The sequence below is a fragment of the Marinobacter shunpengi genome (genome assembly GCF_045449715.1).
Classification (GTDB): domain Bacteria; phylum Pseudomonadota; class Gammaproteobacteria; order Pseudomonadales; family Oleiphilaceae; genus Marinobacter.
Window position 1 is genome coordinate 109362 of record NZ_JBJJLA010000013.1, and the last position, 17616, is coordinate 126977.

The following is a 17616-nucleotide window of genomic DNA, read 5'->3' on the forward strand; positions in this document are numbered from 1 at the left end:
GACCATGTACACACTCACCGTTCGCGACCACGTCATGATTGCCCACAGCTTCCGGGGCGAGGTGTTCGGCCCGGCCCAGCAACTCCACGGGGCGACTTACACGGTGGACGTGGGTTTTGAGCGCCCGGCCCTGGACCAGAACGACCTGGTGGTGGATATCGGCCTTGCCAGCGAGGCACTGGCCCGTATCCTGGCCCCTATCAACATGCAGAACCTGGATGAGATGGATCGGTTCGAGGGGCGCAACACCACTACCGAGTTCATGGCCCGGTATATCTTCGACCGCATGGCCGAGGCGATCCGGAACGGCGTCCTGGGGCATGGCGCCCGCGAACTGACCGGTTTGGTAGTGACCCTGTCGGAGTCCCATGTGGCCTGGGCCAGCTATCGTGACACACTTTGACCCCGGTTGGGCGGTATTGGTCCCCGGGAACCCGGAGCAGTTCACCGGTGGCTATGGTTATGTCCGTGAATTAGTCGAGGGCCTGATCCGCCTGGGGCAGCCCGTAACCCTGCAGGGGTTGCCCGGGCTCTTCCCACGGGTGGACCAGCAAGCCAGGGATGCCCTGGAAAGGGCACTGTCCCGCCTGCCGGACAATACCACGGTCATCATTGATGGCCTGGCCCTGGGCGGTTACCCGGAAGCCGCGGAACAGCATCGCCATCGCCTGCACCTGGTAGCCCTGGTCCATCATCCCCTGGCGGACGAGACGGGCCTGGGCGAGGCTGACCGTCAGCACTTCCTGGCTACCGAGCGGCGGGCCCTGGCGGCGGTCCATCGGGTGATCACTACCAGTGATACCACGGCCCGGGGGTTGGGCAGGTTCAATGTGCCCGCCAGCCGGGTTGCCGTGGTGCGGCCGGGCGTGCGTCACCCGGTCAAACCGTCGGGGGACAGGGCCGTTACCGACGGTCTCCATATCCTGTGCCTGGCCCACCTCTCCCCTCGCAAGGCGCAACACCATCTGGTGGAAGCCCTGTCCAGGCTGCCGGCTGCCGGCTGGGAGTGTGGGCTGGCGGGCTCCGCCGACCGTGACCGGGATTACGCCCGTACCGTGATGTCGATGATCCGGGAGCAGGGACTCTCTGACCGGGTCCGGGTGACCGGTGAGCTGTCCGGACCGGAACTGGAGCGGGCTTTCGATCGCGCTAACCTGTTTGTATTGCCATCCCTGTTTGAAGGCTATGGCATGGTCATCGACGAGGCCCTGGCTCATGGCCTGCCGGTCATCGCTTCCGATGGCGGGGCGCTGGTGGACACCGCAAATCGCCCGGGGTGCGTTACCTATCCGGCGGGGGAGGTGGACGCCCTGGCCGCCCTGATCCACGAGCGACTGCGCCACCCTGAACAGCTGGCACAACAACAGCAGGCCGCCCGACAGAGCGCCCGGATGCTACGAACCTGGGGCCAGGCGGCCAGGGAGTTCCTCCAGGCCATTGCCGGTAGCCTGCCGGCGGGTAGTGACTTTGATGCAAGCTGGCTTGTCCTGCGGGAGCCGGCGGACCATGCCGCCCGCTCCACAAACCTTACCGACCAGACGGTGGCATGGCTTCGGGACCGGAACGCAGCGGTGGTCGCGGATATCGGGGCGGGCACCGGCTCCAACTGGCGATACCTGTCCCGGGCCCTGGAGGCCCGGTCCGTGGGGCATTGCCAATGGCACCTGTTCGAGCAGGATGCGGCACTGGTGGATGGCATTGGCGTGGCCGGATCTGGTCCCGAGGTGCATGTCCAGCGGCTGGAGGTGGGCAATATGGACCGTCTGCTGCCCAATCCCCTGGACCTGCTGACCGCATCGGCGTTGATTGACCTGGTCTCCCGACCCTGGCTGGAAGCGCTGGCGTCTGCAGTGGCCCGTCGCCGGGCGGCGGTGTTGGTGGTGCTGTCCTACGCCGGCCGGTTCCGGCTGGTACCTGAACAGAAGGCGGATGAGGACCTGCGCAAGCTGATCAACCAGCACCAGCATGGTGACAAGGGCACCGGCGCCGCCTGCGGCCCGGAGGCGAGCGACTGTTTGGCGCAGGCCCTGAAGGCCCTGGGCTATACCGTCTGCCGTGAGGGCAGTCCCTGGCACCTGGATGGCAGGCACAAGGAATTGCAGAAAGCCCTGATGGAGGGCTGGGCGGAGGCCGCCAGGGCACAATTGATCGCCAGTAAAGAGGATTCGGGGTGGCTGGACCAGTGGTTGGCCGACCGGTTCCGGCAGGCGGACGACGGAAACCTGGTGATCGCGGTGGACCATATCGACCTGCTTGGGCTTCCCACACCGTGAAGACCTGCGGCCGTGTGCTGGTGCGCTGGTTGGCCACCCTGGCGATCCTGGGTTTGGTGTTCTGGCTGGTGGATGTCGGGGCCATCCTGGTGCAGCTCTCGTCGGTGGACCTGACCTGGTTACTGCTGGCCCTGGCGATCACGCCACTACAGGTGGTGGTATCCGCCTGGCGGTGGCGTTACACCGTGGCGAAACTGGGAGAGCGGTTGCCGTTGGGGCATGCCGTCCGGGAGTATTACCTGGGCACCCTGGTCAACCAACTGGTCCCCGGTGGCGTGGTGGGCGACGCCGGTCGTGCCCTGCGCCATCGCCAGAACACGGGGCAGACCGCTACCGCCATCCACGGGGTGATGATCGAGCGGTTGTCGGGGCAACTGATACTACTGTTGCTGGCGGTATTGTTGATAACGCTGTGGCTGCCCCTGCCGACACCCCCGATGCCTGGCCTGTTCCTGATTCCCGGCGTGCTGGTGGCCGCACTGCTGGTCTGGTCCCTGTTACAGGCATCCCCGGTCCGGTTCTGGTGGCGGCGTTTCCGGAACGATCTGTGGCGGGCATTGCTGGCCCCGGCGGTGCTGCCGGTCCAGCTTGGCTCGTCCCTGGTGGTGATTGGCAGTTACCTGCTGGTGTTCTGGTGCCTGGCCATGGGCATCGGGCTGGAGATTGCCCAATCCGCTCCCTGGCTGCTGATGGCCTTGTGCACCGTGCTGCTGATGGCCATGGTGGTGCCCCTGACCATCTCCGGCTGGGGCGTAAGGGAAGGGGCAGCAGCGCTCATCTGGCCCCTGGCGGGTCTGGACCCGGAGCAGGGCGTGGCGCTGGCGGTCAGTTACGGGCTGCTGGTGCTGCTGTCGGCGCTGCCCGGGGCGCTGTTCCTGTTCAGTGGCCGGAAAAATCCAGGTCAAACAGCATATCGCTGCCCAGATTGACCATGGTGGAGCAGGGGCGTAGGGCATCCCCCAGGCTGTCGATCTCGGGTAGCTGGAAGGCAGGCTGGCCACTGCCGATAATCATGGGGGCGACCAGTACATGCAACCGATCCACCAGGCTGGCTCCCAGGAAGGTGGACACCGTCTGGCCGCCCCCCTCCACGAAGATTCGCCGCAACCCCAGGCGCCGCAGGACATCGATCACCTCCCGGGGATTGATCGGGCCGTTTTTATCACTGAGGCAGGGAATTTCAGTCACGCCGGACGCCAGGGAGGAGGGCAGCGACGCCGGGTCCAGACGACCGGCCACCAGGCGCAGGGTGGGGGCGGCGCCATCGGTAAACAGGTGGTGTTCGTCCGGTACCCGCCGGTGACGGTCTAACAGTACCCGAACCGGGTTGGGCCCCCGGGCCAGGCGAACGGTGAGGCGGGGGTTGTCGGCGCTGGCGGTACCGGAACCCACCACCACGGCATCTGATATTGCCCTCAGGCGATGCAGGTGGAGCAGCCCGTCGGGCCCATTGATATACCGCGACTTGCCTGTAATGGTGGCAATACGTCCGTCCAGGCTCTGGCCCATCTGGGCCACCAACTGCTGCTCTCTTTCCTGCAATGGGCGCACCAGGGGGCGAAACAGGTGCAGCAACTGGCGGGCCTGGTCGGCTTCGGTGGGGGCGACCGTATCCGGCCAGCGATCGTTGTCATTATCCGGCTGTTGTCGTTGTTGTAGTATCAACTGCCAGGCCTGGTCTGGAGTCATCGGTACCTCAGTATTCTCGATCCGTTTGTGTCCCTATGAAATATTTACGCAATAATCGGCGATTGATTCACTGTAGAGACATAAACTTGTCCATACCAACGGAAATGCGCCATCTGACCGGGTTGTAATCAAGGCCTGTGGCCGCCGATGGCCGGGAACCTTGACCGGGTTATCGCGGAACGCCACGGTAAAGGATAAAGTGGGAAGTCGTCGCCCTTCGTCCGGGCGGAAACTGGGGCCGGATTATCGGCAGGAGTAACCCGCATGCGCTACATGGAAACCTTCTGGCAGAGACTCAAAGAAGCCCGGGAAGCCAGGCAGTTGTCCCGTCGTGACCTGGCGGAACTGTGCGATGTGGACCTGGCCGTGGTCACCCGGTGGGAGCATGTGGATGCGCGCCAGCGCCTCTATCCGGCGGTGGACGAGCTGATCGACCTGTGCCGGCACCTGGACGTACCACTGGATGCACTGCTGGACCCGGAAATGATGGTGAACCCCGGGCAGCTTCAGTTACCCGGGCTGGCGTTCTCCAACACTGATGAGCTGACCGGAGCCCTGGACGAGCTTGAACGCCAGTTCCAGCGGATACAGCCCACGGACGAAGAGGCGGAACTGCTGCGCCGGTACCGCAACAGCACGGACGAAAACCGGCGCATGATCTTTCAGTTACTGGGGCGCTGAATCTGCCTGGGACAGGGCGCAGCCCGAGGCCGCGCCGCTCTTTGCCCGCTGTTACTTCTTCTTTTCCTTGTTCTTCTTGTACACGTTCTCGTAGACGTAGTTCGTTGCGTCCACAAAACCCTCGATGGAACCACAGTCAAAGCGCTGCCCCTTGAACTGGTAGGCCAGTACGCAACCGTTTTTCGCCTGTTCCAGCAGGGCGTCGGTGATCTGCACCTCGCCGTTCTTCCCGGGCTTGGTGTTCTCGATGATCTCGAAGATGTCCGGGGTCAGGATATAGCGGCCGATAATGGCCAGGTTGGACGGGGCCTTGTCCGGTGACGGCTTCTCCACCATGTCGGTGATGCGGTACAGGCCGTCCTTCATGGGTTCACCGGCAATCACACCGTACTTGTGGGTCTCATCCTTGGGCACTTCCTCAATGGCCACGATGGAGCAGCGGAACTGCTTGTACAGCTTGGCCATCTGGGCCAGCACACCGTCCTCGCCGTCTGGTACCACGCAGAAGTCGTCCGCCAGCACCACGGCAAAGGGGCTGTCGCCCACCAGGTTGCGGCCGGTGAGGATGGCGTGGCCAAGGCCCTTCATCTCGTTCTGGCGGGTGAAGGCAAAGGTGTTGTTGTTGATCAGGTCGCGGATGGAGGTGAGCAGGTCTTCCTTGCCGGTGCCGGCAATCTGGTGCTCCAGCTCGTAGCTGATATCGAAATGATCCTCGATGGCCCGTTTGCCGCGCCCGGTGACAAACCCGAATTCAGTGATGCCGGCTGCCGAGGCTTCCTCAACCCCGTACTGCACCAGGGGTTTGTTGACAATCGGCAGGATTTCCTTGGGCATGGCCTTGGTGGCGGGCAGGAAGCGGGTTCCATAGCCGGCAACGGGGAAGAGGCATTTTTTGATCATCGATATCGTCCTTAGTGTCAGTTTCCTGAAGGTGAGGTGTGGCACTCAGAAAGCATGCCAAGTGTAACCAAGATACCGTTACAAAGGGAAACATCAGCGGGTTATGGGAATTTTACGGTTTCTCCATGGATTGGCGAAGGATCGGATTCTGTCGGCAGTGGCCGTTACGCACAACGCTGGTGCGCCAAGGATATTGTTGACAAGCTGCCGATTACCTCAGGTCATTATTGTTGACAATAACGGTCTTCAGGCGTAGCTTTCCCATCATATTTGCATGGATTGTCGACAATGAATATGAGCGCCGCCCTTCCACAGACCCTGACTCGTGCCGACGAGGCCTTCGATTGTCTGCAAACGGCGATCGTCAAGGGTGAGCTGGCTCCCGGTGAAAAGATTGGTGAAGTGGAGCTGTGTGCCCGCTTCAACCTGACCCGTGGGCCCCTGCGGGAAGCACTGGGCCGGCTGGAATCCCGGGGCCTGCTGGTGCGCCGCCCCCACGCTGGTGTAAAGGTGGTCTCCATCAGCGCCGAGGAACTGATGGAGCTGTATCGCATCCGCGAAGTGATGGAAGGCCTGGCCGCCCGCCAGGCTGCCGAGCGCATGACCGACCAGGAGATTGCTGACTTGCAGGCCACCCTCGATGCCCACGAAACCATGATCGAGGAAGCCCATGGCCAGGCCTACTACCAGGCCGAAGGCGATTACGACTTCCATCACCGCATTGCCACCGGCAGCCGCAATGCCAAACTCGCACAAATGCTGCTGGGTGATCTTTACTACATGGTGCGCATGTATCGATACCGGCTGAGCACCTCCAGTGGCCGGCCGCACCGTGCTCTGGGGGAACACCGCCGCATAGTCGAGGCCATTGCCCAGCGGGACGGCGAGCTGGCGGAATTCCTGATGAAGCGCCATATCAACGCCGCCCGGCAGAACATCGAACGCAAGATCAGCGAGGGTGAAATCACCTTCTGACCAGACCCGATCATCCGCATACAATGAATAAGGAACCCCCATGTCCCAGAAACAACTGTCCCCGGGCGCCCGCTTCCGCAAGGCGCTGAAAGAGAACCAGCCGCTGCAGATTGTCGGCACCATTAACGCCTACTCGGCCATGATGGCCCAGCGGGTCGGGCACCAGGCCATCTACCTGTCCGGTGGCGGTGTGGCCAACGCCTCCTTTGGCCTGCCGGACCTGGGCATGACGACCATGAACGATGTAGTGGAGGATGCCCGCCGCATCACCGCCGCTACCGACCTGCCGTTGCTGGTGGATATCGACACCGGCTGGGGCGGCGCCTTCAACATTGCCCGCACCATCCGTGAGATGGAGCGTGCTGGTGTCGCCGCCATCCACATCGAGGACCAGGTGGCCCAGAAGCGTTGCGGCCATCGTCCCAACAAGGAAATCGTCTCCAAGGAGGAAATGGTGGACCGCATCAAGGCCGCCGCCGATGCCCGCCAGGACGACGACTTCTTCATCATGGCCCGCACCGACGCCTTCCAGAAGGAAGGGCTGGAGGCGGCTATCGATCGAGCCAAAGCCTGTATTGAGGCTGGCGCCGACGGCATCTTTGCCGAGGCGGTCCATGAGCTGTCCGACTACAAGGCCTTCGCCGAAGCCCTGGACGTGCCCATCCTGGCCAACATCACCGAGTTTGGCGCCACTCCGTTGTACAACAAGGCCGAGCTTGCTGACGCGGGTGCCGGTATGGTGCTGTATCCGTTAAGCGCCTTCCGGGCGATGAACAAGGCGGCCCTGATGGTGTACGAAAATATCCTGGAGAAAGGCGACCAGAAGGATGTGGTGGACAGCATGCAGACCCGTGCCGAACTCTACGACTTCCTGAACTACCATGACTTCGAACAGAAACTGGACGAACTCTTCGCCCAGAAAAAGAACTGAACCGATACCGACAACAGTTTGATGGAGAGCAACGATGGCTGAAGCAAAGAAACTCGGAGGCGCTGGCCTGCGTGGTCAGGTAGCTGGTGAAACCGCCCTGTGTACCGTGGGCAAGTCCGGTGCCGGGCTGACCTATCGAGGCTATGAGATTGCCGACCTGGCGGAGAAGGCCCAGTTCGAGGAGATCGCCTACCTGCTGCTGCGGGGCAAGCTGCCCAACCGCAGGGAGCTGGACGAGTACAAGCAGAAGCTGCAAAGCCTGCGCGGCCTGCCGGACGCCCTGAAAGCCGTGCTTGAGCAGATTCCCAAAGACGCCCACCCCATGGACGTGATGCGTACCGGCTGCTCCATGCTGGGCAACCTGGAGACGGAACAGGACTTCAGTGAGCAGGACGACAAGATCGATCGCATGCTGGCGGTGTTCCCGTCCATCATCACCTACTGGTACCGCTTCGCCCACGAAGGCGTGCGGATTGAGACCGAGAGCGACGTGGACTCCATCGGCGGTCACTTCCTGGAGTTGCTGCACGGCAAGAAGCCGAGCGAGCTGCACGAGAAGGTGATGAACGTGTCCCTGATCCTGTACGCGGAGCACGAGTTCAATGCCTCCACCTTCAATGCCCGGGTGTGTGCCTCCACGCTGTCGGATATCCATAGCTGCGTGACCGGCGCCATCGGTACCCTGCGTGGCCCGCTGCATGGCGGTGCCAACGAGGCGGCGATGGAACTGATCCAGAAGTTCCAGACTCCAGACGAGGCGGAAAAGGGCCTGCTGGGCATGCTGGAGCGCAAGGACAAGATCATGGGCTTTGGTCACGCCATCTATAAGGAGTCCGATCCCCGCAATGCGATCATCAAGCAGTGGTCGAAGAAGCTGGCGGACGAGGTGGGCGACACCGTGCTCTATCCGGTGTCCGTGCGCTGCGAGGAAGTGATGTGGCGGGAGAAGAAGCTGTTCTGTAACGCGGATTTCTTCCACGCCTCTGCCTATCACTTCATGGGCATTCCCACGGAGCTGTTCACCCCCATCTTCGTGATGTCCCGGGTGTCTGGCTGGACGGCCCATGTTAAGGAGCAGCGTGCCAACAACCGGATTATCCGTCCCAGTGCCGACTACACCGGGCCGGCGGATTCCAAGTGGGTGCCCATTGATGAGCGCCCATAAACTTGGATGGAGGAGGCTTACGCCCCCTCTCCCTTGAGGGGAGAGGGCCGGGGAGAGGGTGGAGCGTCTAGCACCAGAGTCCGCCGCTTTCCCCCTCTCCCTAACCCTCTCCCTCCAGGGGAGAGGGGATGTGACCGAGCACAACGTTAGTATTAGCCAGACTCCGAATTAATGAAGTCAGGCATCAGGTTAAGCCCCCTCTCCCTTGAGGGGAGAGGGCCGGGGAGAGGGTGGAGCGACCTACACCAGAGTCCGCCATTTTCCCCCTCTCCCTAACCCTCTCCCTCCAGGGGAGAGGGGACCAAAACGAACACAGATTCTCGAGAGACCTCCAATGAATACGAAGTACCGCAAGCACCTCCCAGGCACAGATCTGGACTATTTCGATACCCGCCAGGCTGTGGAAGACATCCAGCCCGGCGCCTACGACACGCTGCCGTACACCTCCCGCATCCTGGCGGAACAGCTGGTGCGCCGTTGTGATCCGGATGCCCTGACGGACTCCCTCAAGCAGCTGATCGAACGCAAGCGGGACCTGGACTTCCCCTGGTACCCGGCGCGGGTGGTGTGCCATGACATCCTGGGCCAGACCGCCCTGGTGGACCTGGCCGGCCTGCGGGATGCCATCGCGGAGAAGGGCGGCGACCCCGCCAAGGTGAACCCGGTGGTGCCCACCCAGTTGATCGTCGACCACTCCCTGGCGGTGGAGCACGCTGGTTTCGAGAAGGACGCCTTCGAGAAGAACCGGGAGATCGAGAATCGCCGCAACGACGACCGTTTCCACTTCATCGACTGGACCAAGACCGCGTTCCGTAATGTGGACGTGATTCCGCCGGGCAACGGCATCATGCACCAGATCAACCTGGAGAAGATGTCGCCGGTGATCCAGAACCGTCCGGACGGCGAGGGCAGGCACGTGGCTTTCCCGGATACCTGCGTGGGCACCGACAGCCACACCCCCATGGTGGACGCCCTGGGCGTTATCTCCGTCGGCGTCGGCGGTCTGGAAGCCGAGAGCGTCATGCTGGGCCGTGCCTCCATGATGCGCCTGCCAGACATTGTTGGCGTGGAGCTGAAGGGCAAGCTGAAGCCGGGTATTACTGGCACCGATATGGTACTGGCCATTACCGAGTTCCTGCGCAAGGAACGGGTGGTGGGCGCTTACCTGGAATTCTACGGCGAAGGCGCCGACAGCCTGACCGTGGGCGACCGGGCCACCATCTCCAACATGACTCCGGAGTATGGCGCCACCGCCGCGATGTTCTACATCGACGACCAGACCATCGACTACCTCAAGCTCACCGGTCGTGAAGACGATCAGGTGGCGCTGGTGGAAAAGTACGCCAAGCATACCGGCCTGTGGGCGGATGCCCTCAAGACCGCCGAGTACGAGCGGGTGCTGACCTTCGACCTGAGCAAGGTGGAGCGCACCCTGGCGGGCCCGTCCAACCCCCACGCCCACCTGCCTACCGCCAAGCTGGCGGAGAGCGGCATAGCCGGTCAATGGGAAGAGGAAGAGGGCAAGATGCCGGATGGCGCCGTTATCATCGCCGCCATCACCAGCTGCACCAACACCAGCAACCCCCGCAACATGGTGGCCGCCGGCCTGATCGCCCGCAATGCCAACAAACTGGGGCTGACCCGCAAGCCGTGGGTGAAGTCCTCCCTGGCGCCGGGTTCCAAGACCGTCAAGATGTACCTGGAAGAAGCCAGCCTGTTGCCAGAGCTGGAAAACCTGGGCTTCGGTGTGGTCGCCTACGCCTGCACCACCTGCAACGGCATGAGCGGCGCCCTGGACCCGGTGATCCAGAAGGAAGTGGTGGACCGTGACCTGTACGCCACGGCGGTGCTGTCCGGCAACCGCAACTTCGACGGTCGCATCCACCCCTACGCCAAGCAGGCGTTCCTGGCGTCGCCGCCGCTGGTAGTGGCCTACGCTATTGCCGGCACCATCCGCTTCGACATCGAGAAGGATGTACTGGGCCACGACCAGAACGGCAACCCGGTCACCCTGAAAGACATCTGGCCGGACGATGAAGAGATCGACGCCATCGTCAAACAGAGCGTGAAGCCGCAGCAGTTCCGCGACACCTACATCCCCATGTTCGACCTGACCCGGGACAAACAGGCGGCCAGCGAACCGCTGTACGAATGGCGCCCCCAGAGCACCTATATCCGCCGCCCGCCATACTGGGAAGGCGGCATGGTGGGTGAGAAGGCCCTCAAGGGCATGCGCCCGCTGGCGGTACTGCCGGACAACATCACCACCGACCACCTGTCGCCGTCCAACGCCATCCTGATGGACAGCGCCGCCGGTGAATACCTGCACAAGATGGGCCTGCCGGAGGAGGACTTCAACTCCTACGCCACCCACCGGGGCGACCACCTGACCGCCCAGCGCGCCACCTTCGCCAACCCCAAACTGTTCAACGAAATGGTGCGGGACGAGCAGGGCAACGTCAGGCAGGGCTCCCTGGCCCGCATCGAGCCGGAAGGCAAGGTCACCCGCATGTGGGAGGCCATCGAAACCTACATGGAGCGCAAGCAGCCGCTGATCATCATCGCCGGCGCCGACTACGGCCAGGGCTCCTCCCGTGACTGGGCCGCCAAGGGCGTGGCACTGGCGGGCGTGGAAGCCATCGTCGCCGAAGGTTTCGAGCGCATCCACCGCACCAACCTGATCGGCATGGGCGTAATGCCCCTGCAGTTCCAGGAAGGCACCACCCGCAAGACCCTGGCTATCGACGGCACCGAAACCTACGACGTGGAAGGCACCGCCGCCCCCGGCGCCGAACTGACCCTGGTCATCCACCGCAGGAACGGCGACACCGAACGGGTCCCGGTCACCTGCCGCCTGGACACCGCCGAGGAAGTGGACATCTACAAGGCCGGCGGCGTACTCCAACGCTTCGCCCAGGACTTCCTGGAGTCCGAAGGCGCCGCCTGAAACGACCGACTCCCTTACCCTGAGCCAAACATCCCCTCTCCCTTGACGGGAGAGGGCCAGGGAGAGGGTGGAGCAGGCCACGCCTTAAGCCAGAACCGAACACAGGTACACCCCAAATGAGCAAAGTACCCCAAATAAAAATCCCCGCCACCTACATGCGAGGCGGCACCAGCAAAGGCGTCTTCTTCAACATCGAAGACCTCCCCGAACGCTGCCAGCAACCCGGCGAAGCCCGGGACAGACTCCTGATGCGCGTCATCGGCAGCCCAGACCCCTACGAAAAACAGATCGACGGCATGGGCGGCGCCACCTCCAGCACCAGCAAGACCGTGCTGCTGGCCAGGAGCCAGAGCGACGACCACGACGTGGACTACCTGTTCGGCCAGGTGGGCATTGACAAGGCCTTCGTGGACTGGAGCGGCAACTGCGGCAACCTCTCCGCCGCCGTTGGCCCCTTCGCCATCACCAACGGCCTGGTGGACAAAAGCCGGGTACCGGACAACGGCATCGCCATCGTCCGTATCTGGCAGGCCAACATCGCCAAGACCATCGTCGCCAAGGTGCCCATGACCAATGGGGAAGTGCAGGAAACCGGTGACTTCGAACTCGACGGCGTCACCTTCCCGGCGGCGGAAGTGGCGGTGGAGTTCATGGACCCGGCCGACGGCGAGGGCGCCATGTTCCCCACCGGCAATGTGGTGGATGATCTGGAAGTGCCCGGCGTGGGGACCCTCAGGGCCACCATGATCAACGCAGGCATTCCCACCATCTTCGTCAACGCCGAAGACATCGGTTATCAGGGCACCGAACTACAGCCAGCCATCAACGGTGACCCGGAAGCCCTGGCCAGGTTCGAAACCATCCGCGCCCATGGGGCGGTGAAAATGGGGCTGATCAAGACGCCGGAGGAAGCCGCTAACCGGGGGCATACCCCCAAGGTAGCCTTTGTTTCTGCGCCCAAGGACTACGTCAGTTCATCCGGCAAAGAGATCAAGGCCAGCGACGTCGATGTGCTGGTCCGGGCCCTGTCCATGGGCAAGCTTCATCACGCGATGATGGGGACGGCGGCTGTGGCGATTGCTACTGCCTCGGCTGTGCCCGGGACGCTGGTGAATCTTGCTGCCGGGGGAGGGGATCGGAACTCCGTGACCTTTGGGCATCCTTCCGGGACGTTGCAGGTTGGGGCTGAGGCCTCTCTGGTAAATGAAGAGTGGACGGCGACCAAAGCTGTTATGAGTCGTAGTGCTCGGGTGCTTATGGAGGGTTGGGTTAGGGTGCCTGGGGATTCGTTTTAGGCCCCTTCCAGATCTGAGTTGATTGCAGGCTTGGTCTCCTGATGTTTTGCCGCCTTGCCCTTTGGGCTTGGCGGCTTTTTTGCATTTGCGATGTGCGAGTTGGTGGGATAGTGTCGGCCCTAACGGTTTGGTAATGTGAGTTCAGGCATATCGAGCAGCTCGCCGCAGTACTTTCATTCGGGTTACGCGGACGACTGTTTGCTTTGGAAGTAGTAGGTCGTTATCAGATTGGTGGGGTGGTTTCGAAAGCGGCCAGGGATTGGGTGCCAGGTAGCCGGCGGGGCGGTAGCGTGGCTGGTGAAGCCTCTGCGACGGCTAAAGACGGTCGATGGGGCTGACCATTCCGCGTTCATGCAGACCGACAACATGCGTGTAGATCTGTGTGGTTTCGATGGAGGTGTGGCCCAGGATCTCCTGAATGGCACGAAGGTCCGTGCCTTGCCGAAGTAGCTCGGTCGCAAAAGAATGCCTGAAAGTATGGCAGGACACCCTCTTATTGATACCAGCCTTCTGACTCGCCTGTTTGACTGATCGCTGCAGCTGACGCTCGTTGATGTGGTGCCTGCGCTCCATACCGTTGCGAGGGTCGGTGGAATAATGTCGCGCGGGAAACAGGTACTGCCATCCGAGTTCGAAAGGCGCATTCGGGTACTTTCTGTCCAGGGCGTTCGGTAGATAGACACTGCCATACCCGGCCTGTAGATCGCACCGATGAAGCTCCGTGACCCATCGGATCTGCTCGGTCAGCGTATTTTGCAGCCGTTCGGGCAACAACGTTCTGCGGGCCTTTCCTCCTTTGGTTTCCTGGACCCAAAGCGCCTGATTCTCGATATCGATGTCCTTCACACGAAGCCGAACCACCTCCATGACCCGCAGTCCACAGCCATACATCATCTGAACCATCAAACGGTGGGAACCGTAAAGATGCACAAGCACGCGGGCTACTTCGGAACTCGACAGTACTGTAGGAAGCTTGCGACGCACAGCTGCCTTCCGGAAGTTCAGGTCCGGTATCTCCTGCTCGAGAAACTCTCGGAACAAAAATACCAGTGCGTTCAGCGCGGTTTTCTGCGTGTTGATTGAACAATGCTGATCGACCGCCAGGTTGCTGAGAAAAGCCTGGATATGTTGAGCATCGATCTGATCGTGGGATTGATACTGGTTAAAACGAATGAACCGCCGCACCCAGGCGCAGTAGGTTTTCTCCGTTCTGTAGGCCAGGCCACGAGCACGGATAAACGTGCGGAGCCGGTCCAGAAAGCGGGGCGATTGTGAGGATACTGGCGGTGGCACGTCCATGGCACGATGAGCTCCAGAAAGGAATATGTATATGTATGGCTCTTCACTTCTTTTAGTGGGTAACCCTTTATTTCCCTGCCGTTTTTGGTCACTGTTATCCCATTCGATTAACCCGATGGATGGTGACCGACATTGGATCAATGCACCCTCTATGAGCAGATTCTTGGGCTCTCGGCGCCTTGGTTTGTCTCAGACGTTGAGCTTGATAAAAGCCAGAGTGAAGTCGTAGTCCAGGTAGACATAGACAAAAGCACAGCGCTTGTCTGCCCTCGATGTGGCCGTGCCTGCCCAGGTTACGACTCCCGGGAACGTCGTTGGCGTCACCTCGATACCTGTCAGTTTCGAACGCAGGTCGTTGCCCAGGTCCCCCGTGTGCAATGTCCGGAGCATGGCTGCCTGACGGTCAGTGTCCCTTGGGCTGAGCAGAACAGCCGGTACACGCTGCTGTTTGAAGCCTTCGTCATTAGCTGGCTCAGAGCAGCCTCTATCTCTGCGGTCAGCAAGCAGCTGCGCCTGAGCTGGACCGCCATCGACAACATCATGGAGCGGGCTGTGCGCCGGGGCCTTGCCAATGTCCCTGACCGAGATACGACCCGGCTGGCTGTCGATGAGACCGCATTCCGCAAAGGGCACGATTACGTAACGGTCGTCTCCAACGGCCATGGGCAAGTTTTGTCCGTGGAAGACGGCAGGTCTGCACACAGCCTTGGCCGCTTTTACGCCAGCCTGAATGAACCTCGTAAGCAAGAGATCATCTCAATCTCCATGGATATGAGTCCGGCTTATCAGAAAGCGACGTTCGACCATATCAAGAAGGCCCATCGGAAGATCGCCTTCGATCATTTCCATGTCGCGCAGATGCTGACCCGAACGCTTGATGCCACTCGCAAGGCTGATATGAAACGAGCGGATAGCTCTATGCGGCAGGAGATTCATTGAAGTCGATACACCTGGCTACGACACCGCAAGGGCCTAGAAGGACAGCAGATTCAGCAGATCAGGCAGTTGTCGGATGTCCTCAAAGACACCGGTCTGGTGTGGCACCTCAAGGAGAAGGCGCGAGATATCTGGCGCGGCTACCGGGTTAAAGGCGCCCGTGCGGCGTGGCAGGAATGGATCCAAATGGCCCGGGTCACTGAGATTCGAGCTCTGATCTCCACGGCCAATCAACTCGAAATCAAGCTGTTTGGCATCCTCAATGCCATGCGATTCCAGGCCTCAAATGGACTAGCGGAGGCAATCAACGGGCAGGTTCGAGCTTTAAAGGTCCGGTCCCGGGGATTCAGGAGTAAGGAACGATTTAAACGGGCAATCTTGTTCCATTATGGCGGGCTGCCTATGGCACCCAACCCACAGGGATAAGTGAAGAGCCATATGTATACAGTATTCGGAAAGGCTTTCGGTGTGATTTGCGTCACAGTTTAGGTGGGCGTTGCCGTTATTTCGATTACTCACCGGATATTCGGCCACTTTTGGCGGTATATTCGAAATCTACCGACAATTTGTCGCTTTTTGCGGAATGGATGTGTGCTCTCAGGTGGGTTTGTGTCCTGGCAATGTGTTGAATTGCAGGGATATTATCATCCCCCGGGGCAGCAGGCTCGTCCGGGCATATGCCCATTTTTGACGTAGAATAAACTGTTACATGAAAAGGAAGCTTAAGAATGTTTGACAAGGCGTTTGAGTTCATTTCTCAGGGAGAATACGCCGCGTTTTCCATCGCGATTGTTTTGGGGATTTTGTTTAACCTGAAAAATATCCTGTCCTTCGCAGATACCTATAAAAAGAGAAGGATTGAGCTATTGAAGGAAGCTGCGTCCATAGGTTCGATAAATGGAACTCTGAAAGTTCATTTCGAAGATGAAATAGAAAATGAATATTTTAGACTGGTCCATAAAGTGAAGATGGAGAAGGTTATTAGGGATGCATGCATTGATTGGTATGCAAGACTGAATAGAGAGCTTTCGATTTCTCATTTTATAAGAGCTAGAAGCCATTTAGAGATAAATGATGGTAAATTAGAGGTAAAAATATCGACTTTCGACAGGATTGGCTATTGGTACAATGTGATAGCTGGTGTTTTATTGTTGTTAATAGGTTTCCCGTTTTTAGCAATGACAAATGCCATTCAGTCACAATCGATAGTTGGAATTTTTGTTGTGATTGGAGTTTCTCTGTTTTTAATAGTTTTTGGGTTATTTCTATTGTCCCAGACGTTTTCGGTTGTTTCCGCAAAGAGGGTGCAGGAAGCAATTGAGGGATAGCTCATGTAACAAGTGACTGTGGTGTCAAACTCATTAATTAGGCCATATTTTCACGCCATGGCTCACCGTTTTTCATCATGGTATTGAGCACCACGATCATCTTTCTCATGCAGGCGATGAGGGCGACTTTCGGCATCTTCCCCTGGGCTTTCAGGCGCTCGTAGAATCGCTTGAACACGGGGTTGCACTGGATCGATGAGAGCATGGCCATGAACATCACCGTGCGTACTCTGTGGCGTCCTCCCCGTATCCGTCGCTTGCCGTTGAGCTTGCCACTGTCCCGGTTAATAGGTGCGACCCCGACCAGGGCAGCAATCTCCTTTCGGTTGAGAGAGCCAAGCTCTGGCAGCTCACTGAGCAACGTATAGGCAAGCACTTTGCCGACGCCGGGGACACTGGTCAGGATTTCGGTTTTGGTTCGCCAGTGATCCACTTTGGCCACTTCCTGTTCGATCTGCCGGGTGATGGTGTCGATCTGATTCTGGAGCACTCGGAGCAGGGTTTTGATGGAGCGATGGAGTGATTTTGGCATGATCTGGAGACGGTTTTTCTCCATGGTGGACATCTCCAAAAGCTGTGCCCGTCGTGCCAGGAGGTCTTTGATTTTCTGAGAGGTTTTGTCCGGGATCGGTCTGAACTCCGGCTTGATGGTGGCGGCATATCGGGCGATGACCTGGGCATCGATCCGGTCGGTTTTCGCCAGCACACCGATGGCCTGGGCGTAGCGGCGGACACTGATGGGATTGACGACAATGATCGGTAATCCCGCCTGGTGGCAGGCTGACACCAGGGCATGCTCGTAGCGCCCGGTGGCTTCGACAACGATACGCTCGATGTCGTACTTCTTCAGGACCTGGACCAGATGGCGGATGTAGGCGTCGTTATTGGGAAAGGAATGCGATTGTCCGGTGGGGTGGATGGCAACGTCCAGGTTGGCTTTGCCGACGTCGATACCGATGTTGACTGGGGTTTGGACTTCCGTGTGTTTCATAATAAGCTGACTCTGCCTTGCTATACGGGCTCGAGGCCCCGATGACTGTTCGAGTTATCGCTTGAGAGTCATGCAGCGCTACGCACTTGTTATCGGTCTCTCGAAAGAGGAGCCGTCGCTACACCGAGCTGCTGCATGAAGGCCCCCAGTGGCCGCTGGGGGTGGGCCTCAATTTACCCAAACACGGCAGAAATTATCCATACAAG

The 17616-nt window shown here is 60.0% G+C and carries 14 protein-coding genes and 1 pseudogene; 11 read left to right on the forward strand and 4 right to left on the reverse strand.

Going from position 1 to position 17616, the window contains the following annotated elements; all coding sequences use genetic code 11:
* The first annotated feature begins 4 nt into the window (after window positions 1–4).
* Genes ACJO3T_RS07900 through ACJO3T_RS07910 form a run of 3 tightly spaced genes read left to right on the forward strand, consistent with a single transcriptional unit; the run spans window position 5 to window position 3202 of the window.
* Window positions 5–403, forward strand: a complete 399-nt coding sequence (locus ACJO3T_RS07900) for a 6-pyruvoyl trahydropterin synthase family protein (RefSeq protein WP_406978217.1) — start codon at window positions 5–7, stop codon at window positions 401–403.
* Window positions 390–2273, forward strand: a complete 1884-nt coding sequence (locus ACJO3T_RS07905) for a glycosyltransferase family 4 protein (protein ID WP_406978218.1) — start codon at window positions 390–392, stop codon at window positions 2271–2273. Before ACJO3T_RS07900 ends, ACJO3T_RS07905 begins: the two co-directional genes overlap by 14 nt.
* On the forward strand, window positions 2270–3202 hold the full coding sequence (locus tag ACJO3T_RS07910) for a lysylphosphatidylglycerol synthase transmembrane domain-containing protein (protein ID WP_406978219.1): 933 nt from the start codon (window positions 2270–2272) through the stop codon (window positions 3200–3202). The genes ACJO3T_RS07905 and ACJO3T_RS07910 overlap by 4 nt, the downstream gene beginning before the upstream one ends.
* On the opposite strand, the gene ACJO3T_RS07915 is transcribed toward ACJO3T_RS07910, so the two are convergent.
* Entirely contained in the window at window positions 3153–3962 is an 810-nt protein-coding gene (locus ACJO3T_RS07915; protein ID WP_406978220.1) for a RibD family protein, read from the reverse strand. The genes ACJO3T_RS07910 and ACJO3T_RS07915 overlap by 50 nt on opposite strands.
* A 264-nt stretch (window positions 3963–4226) precedes the next feature.
* Between ACJO3T_RS07915 and ACJO3T_RS07920 the strand changes: the two genes are divergently transcribed.
* The gene (locus ACJO3T_RS07920) at window positions 4227–4643 is read left to right on the forward strand and encodes a helix-turn-helix domain-containing protein (RefSeq protein WP_406963433.1); all 417 of its coding nucleotides are present in this window, start codon (window positions 4227–4229) and stop codon (window positions 4641–4643) included.
* A gap of 51 nt (window positions 4644–4694) precedes the next feature.
* Here the strand turns inward: ACJO3T_RS07920 and galU are convergent, their stop codons facing one another.
* Window positions 4695–5543, reverse strand: a complete 849-nt coding sequence (gene galU, locus ACJO3T_RS07925; protein WP_406978221.1) for a UTP--glucose-1-phosphate uridylyltransferase GalU — start codon at window positions 5541–5543, stop codon at window positions 4695–4697.
* A gap of 294 nt (window positions 5544–5837) precedes the next feature.
* Here galU and ACJO3T_RS07930 point away from each other — a divergent pair, with 294 nt between their 5' ends.
* The 5 genes from ACJO3T_RS07930 to prpF all read left to right on the forward strand — a co-directional run bounded on the left by ACJO3T_RS07930 (window position 5838) and on the right by prpF (window position 12856).
* Entirely contained in the window at window positions 5838–6518 is a 681-nt protein-coding gene (locus ACJO3T_RS07930; RefSeq protein ID WP_406978230.1) for a GntR family transcriptional regulator, read from the forward strand.
* Between the two features lie 40 nt (window positions 6519–6558).
* Complete coding sequence (gene prpB / locus ACJO3T_RS07935; RefSeq protein ID WP_406978222.1) at window positions 6559–7449, forward strand: methylisocitrate lyase; 891 nt, start codon at window positions 6559–6561, stop codon at window positions 7447–7449.
* A 34-nt stretch (window positions 7450–7483) separates the two neighbouring features.
* Complete coding sequence (prpC, locus tag ACJO3T_RS07940; RefSeq protein WP_406963430.1) at window positions 7484–8614, forward strand: bifunctional 2-methylcitrate synthase/citrate synthase; 1131 nt, start codon at window positions 7484–7486, stop codon at window positions 8612–8614.
* Window positions 8615–8948: 334 nt separating this feature from the next.
* Window positions 8949–11561, forward strand: coding sequence for a Fe/S-dependent 2-methylisocitrate dehydratase AcnD (acnD, locus tag ACJO3T_RS07945; RefSeq protein WP_406978223.1), 2613 nt, complete (start codon window positions 8949–8951; stop codon window positions 11559–11561).
* Window positions 11562–11677: 116 nt separating this feature from the next.
* Window positions 11678–12856 (forward strand): 2-methylaconitate cis-trans isomerase PrpF, encoded by a 1179-nt coding sequence (gene prpF / locus ACJO3T_RS07950; RefSeq protein ID WP_406978224.1) that lies wholly within the window; start codon window positions 11678–11680, stop codon window positions 12854–12856.
* A gap of 315 nt (window positions 12857–13171) precedes the next feature.
* Here the strand turns inward: prpF and ACJO3T_RS07955 are convergent, their stop codons facing one another.
* Window positions 13172–14155: an integron integrase gene (locus ACJO3T_RS07955; RefSeq protein WP_406978225.1), complete on the reverse strand. Its 984-nt coding sequence runs from the start codon at window positions 14153–14155 to the stop codon at window positions 13172–13174.
* A 132-nt stretch (window positions 14156–14287) separates the two neighbouring features.
* Here ACJO3T_RS07955 and ACJO3T_RS07960 point away from each other — a divergent pair.
* Together ACJO3T_RS07960 and ACJO3T_RS07965 are read left to right on the forward strand one after the other, a co-directional pair.
* Window positions 14288–15517, forward strand: a pseudogene (locus ACJO3T_RS07960) (ISL3 family transposase).
* A gap of 302 nt (window positions 15518–15819) precedes the next feature.
* Window positions 15820–16419 (forward strand): hypothetical protein, encoded by a 600-nt coding sequence (locus ACJO3T_RS07965; RefSeq protein ID WP_406978226.1) that lies wholly within the window; start codon window positions 15820–15822, stop codon window positions 16417–16419.
* 37 nt (window positions 16420–16456) lie between these two features.
* Here ACJO3T_RS07965 and ACJO3T_RS07970 read toward each other — a convergent pair whose 3' ends face one another.
* Entirely contained in the window at window positions 16457–17410 is a 954-nt protein-coding gene (locus ACJO3T_RS07970) for an IS110 family RNA-guided transposase (protein WP_406964945.1), read from the reverse strand.
* Window positions 17411–17616 lie beyond the last annotated feature (206 nt).

Bases quoted from the DNA above. Each gene is read 5' to 3' on its own strand.
- prpB (WP_406978222.1), top strand. From the start codon at position 6,559: ATGTCCCAGAAACAACTGTCCCCGGGCGCCCGCTTCCGCAAGGCGCTG.
- ACJO3T_RS07955 (WP_406978225.1), bottom strand. From the start codon at position 14,155: ATGGACGTGCCACCGCCAGTATCCTCACAATCGCCCCGCTTTCTGGAC.
- ACJO3T_RS07920 (WP_406963433.1), top strand. From the start codon at position 4,227: ATGCGCTACATGGAAACCTTCTGGCAGAGACTCAAAGAAGCCCGGGAA.
- ACJO3T_RS07970 (WP_406964945.1), bottom strand. From the start codon at position 17,410: ATGAAACACACGGAAGTCCAAACCCCAGTCAACATCGGTATCGACGTC.
- ACJO3T_RS07915 (WP_406978220.1), bottom strand. From the start codon at position 3,962: ATGACTCCAGACCAGGCCTGGCAGTTGATACTACAACAACGACAACAG.
- ACJO3T_RS07965 (WP_406978226.1), top strand. From the start codon at position 15,820: ATGTTTGACAAGGCGTTTGAGTTCATTTCTCAGGGAGAATACGCCGCG.
- prpC (WP_406963430.1), top strand. From the start codon at position 7,484: ATGGCTGAAGCAAAGAAACTCGGAGGCGCTGGCCTGCGTGGTCAGGTA.
- acnD (WP_406978223.1), top strand. From the start codon at position 8,949: ATGAATACGAAGTACCGCAAGCACCTCCCAGGCACAGATCTGGACTAT.
- ACJO3T_RS07930 (WP_406978230.1), top strand. From the start codon at position 5,838: ATGAGCGCCGCCCTTCCACAGACCCTGACTCGTGCCGACGAGGCCTTC.
- galU (WP_406978221.1), bottom strand. From the start codon at position 5,543: ATGATCAAAAAATGCCTCTTCCCCGTTGCCGGCTATGGAACCCGCTTC.
- ACJO3T_RS07900 (WP_406978217.1), top strand. From the start codon at position 5: ATGTACACACTCACCGTTCGCGACCACGTCATGATTGCCCACAGCTTC.
- prpF (WP_406978224.1), top strand. From the start codon at position 11,678: ATGAGCAAAGTACCCCAAATAAAAATCCCCGCCACCTACATGCGAGGC.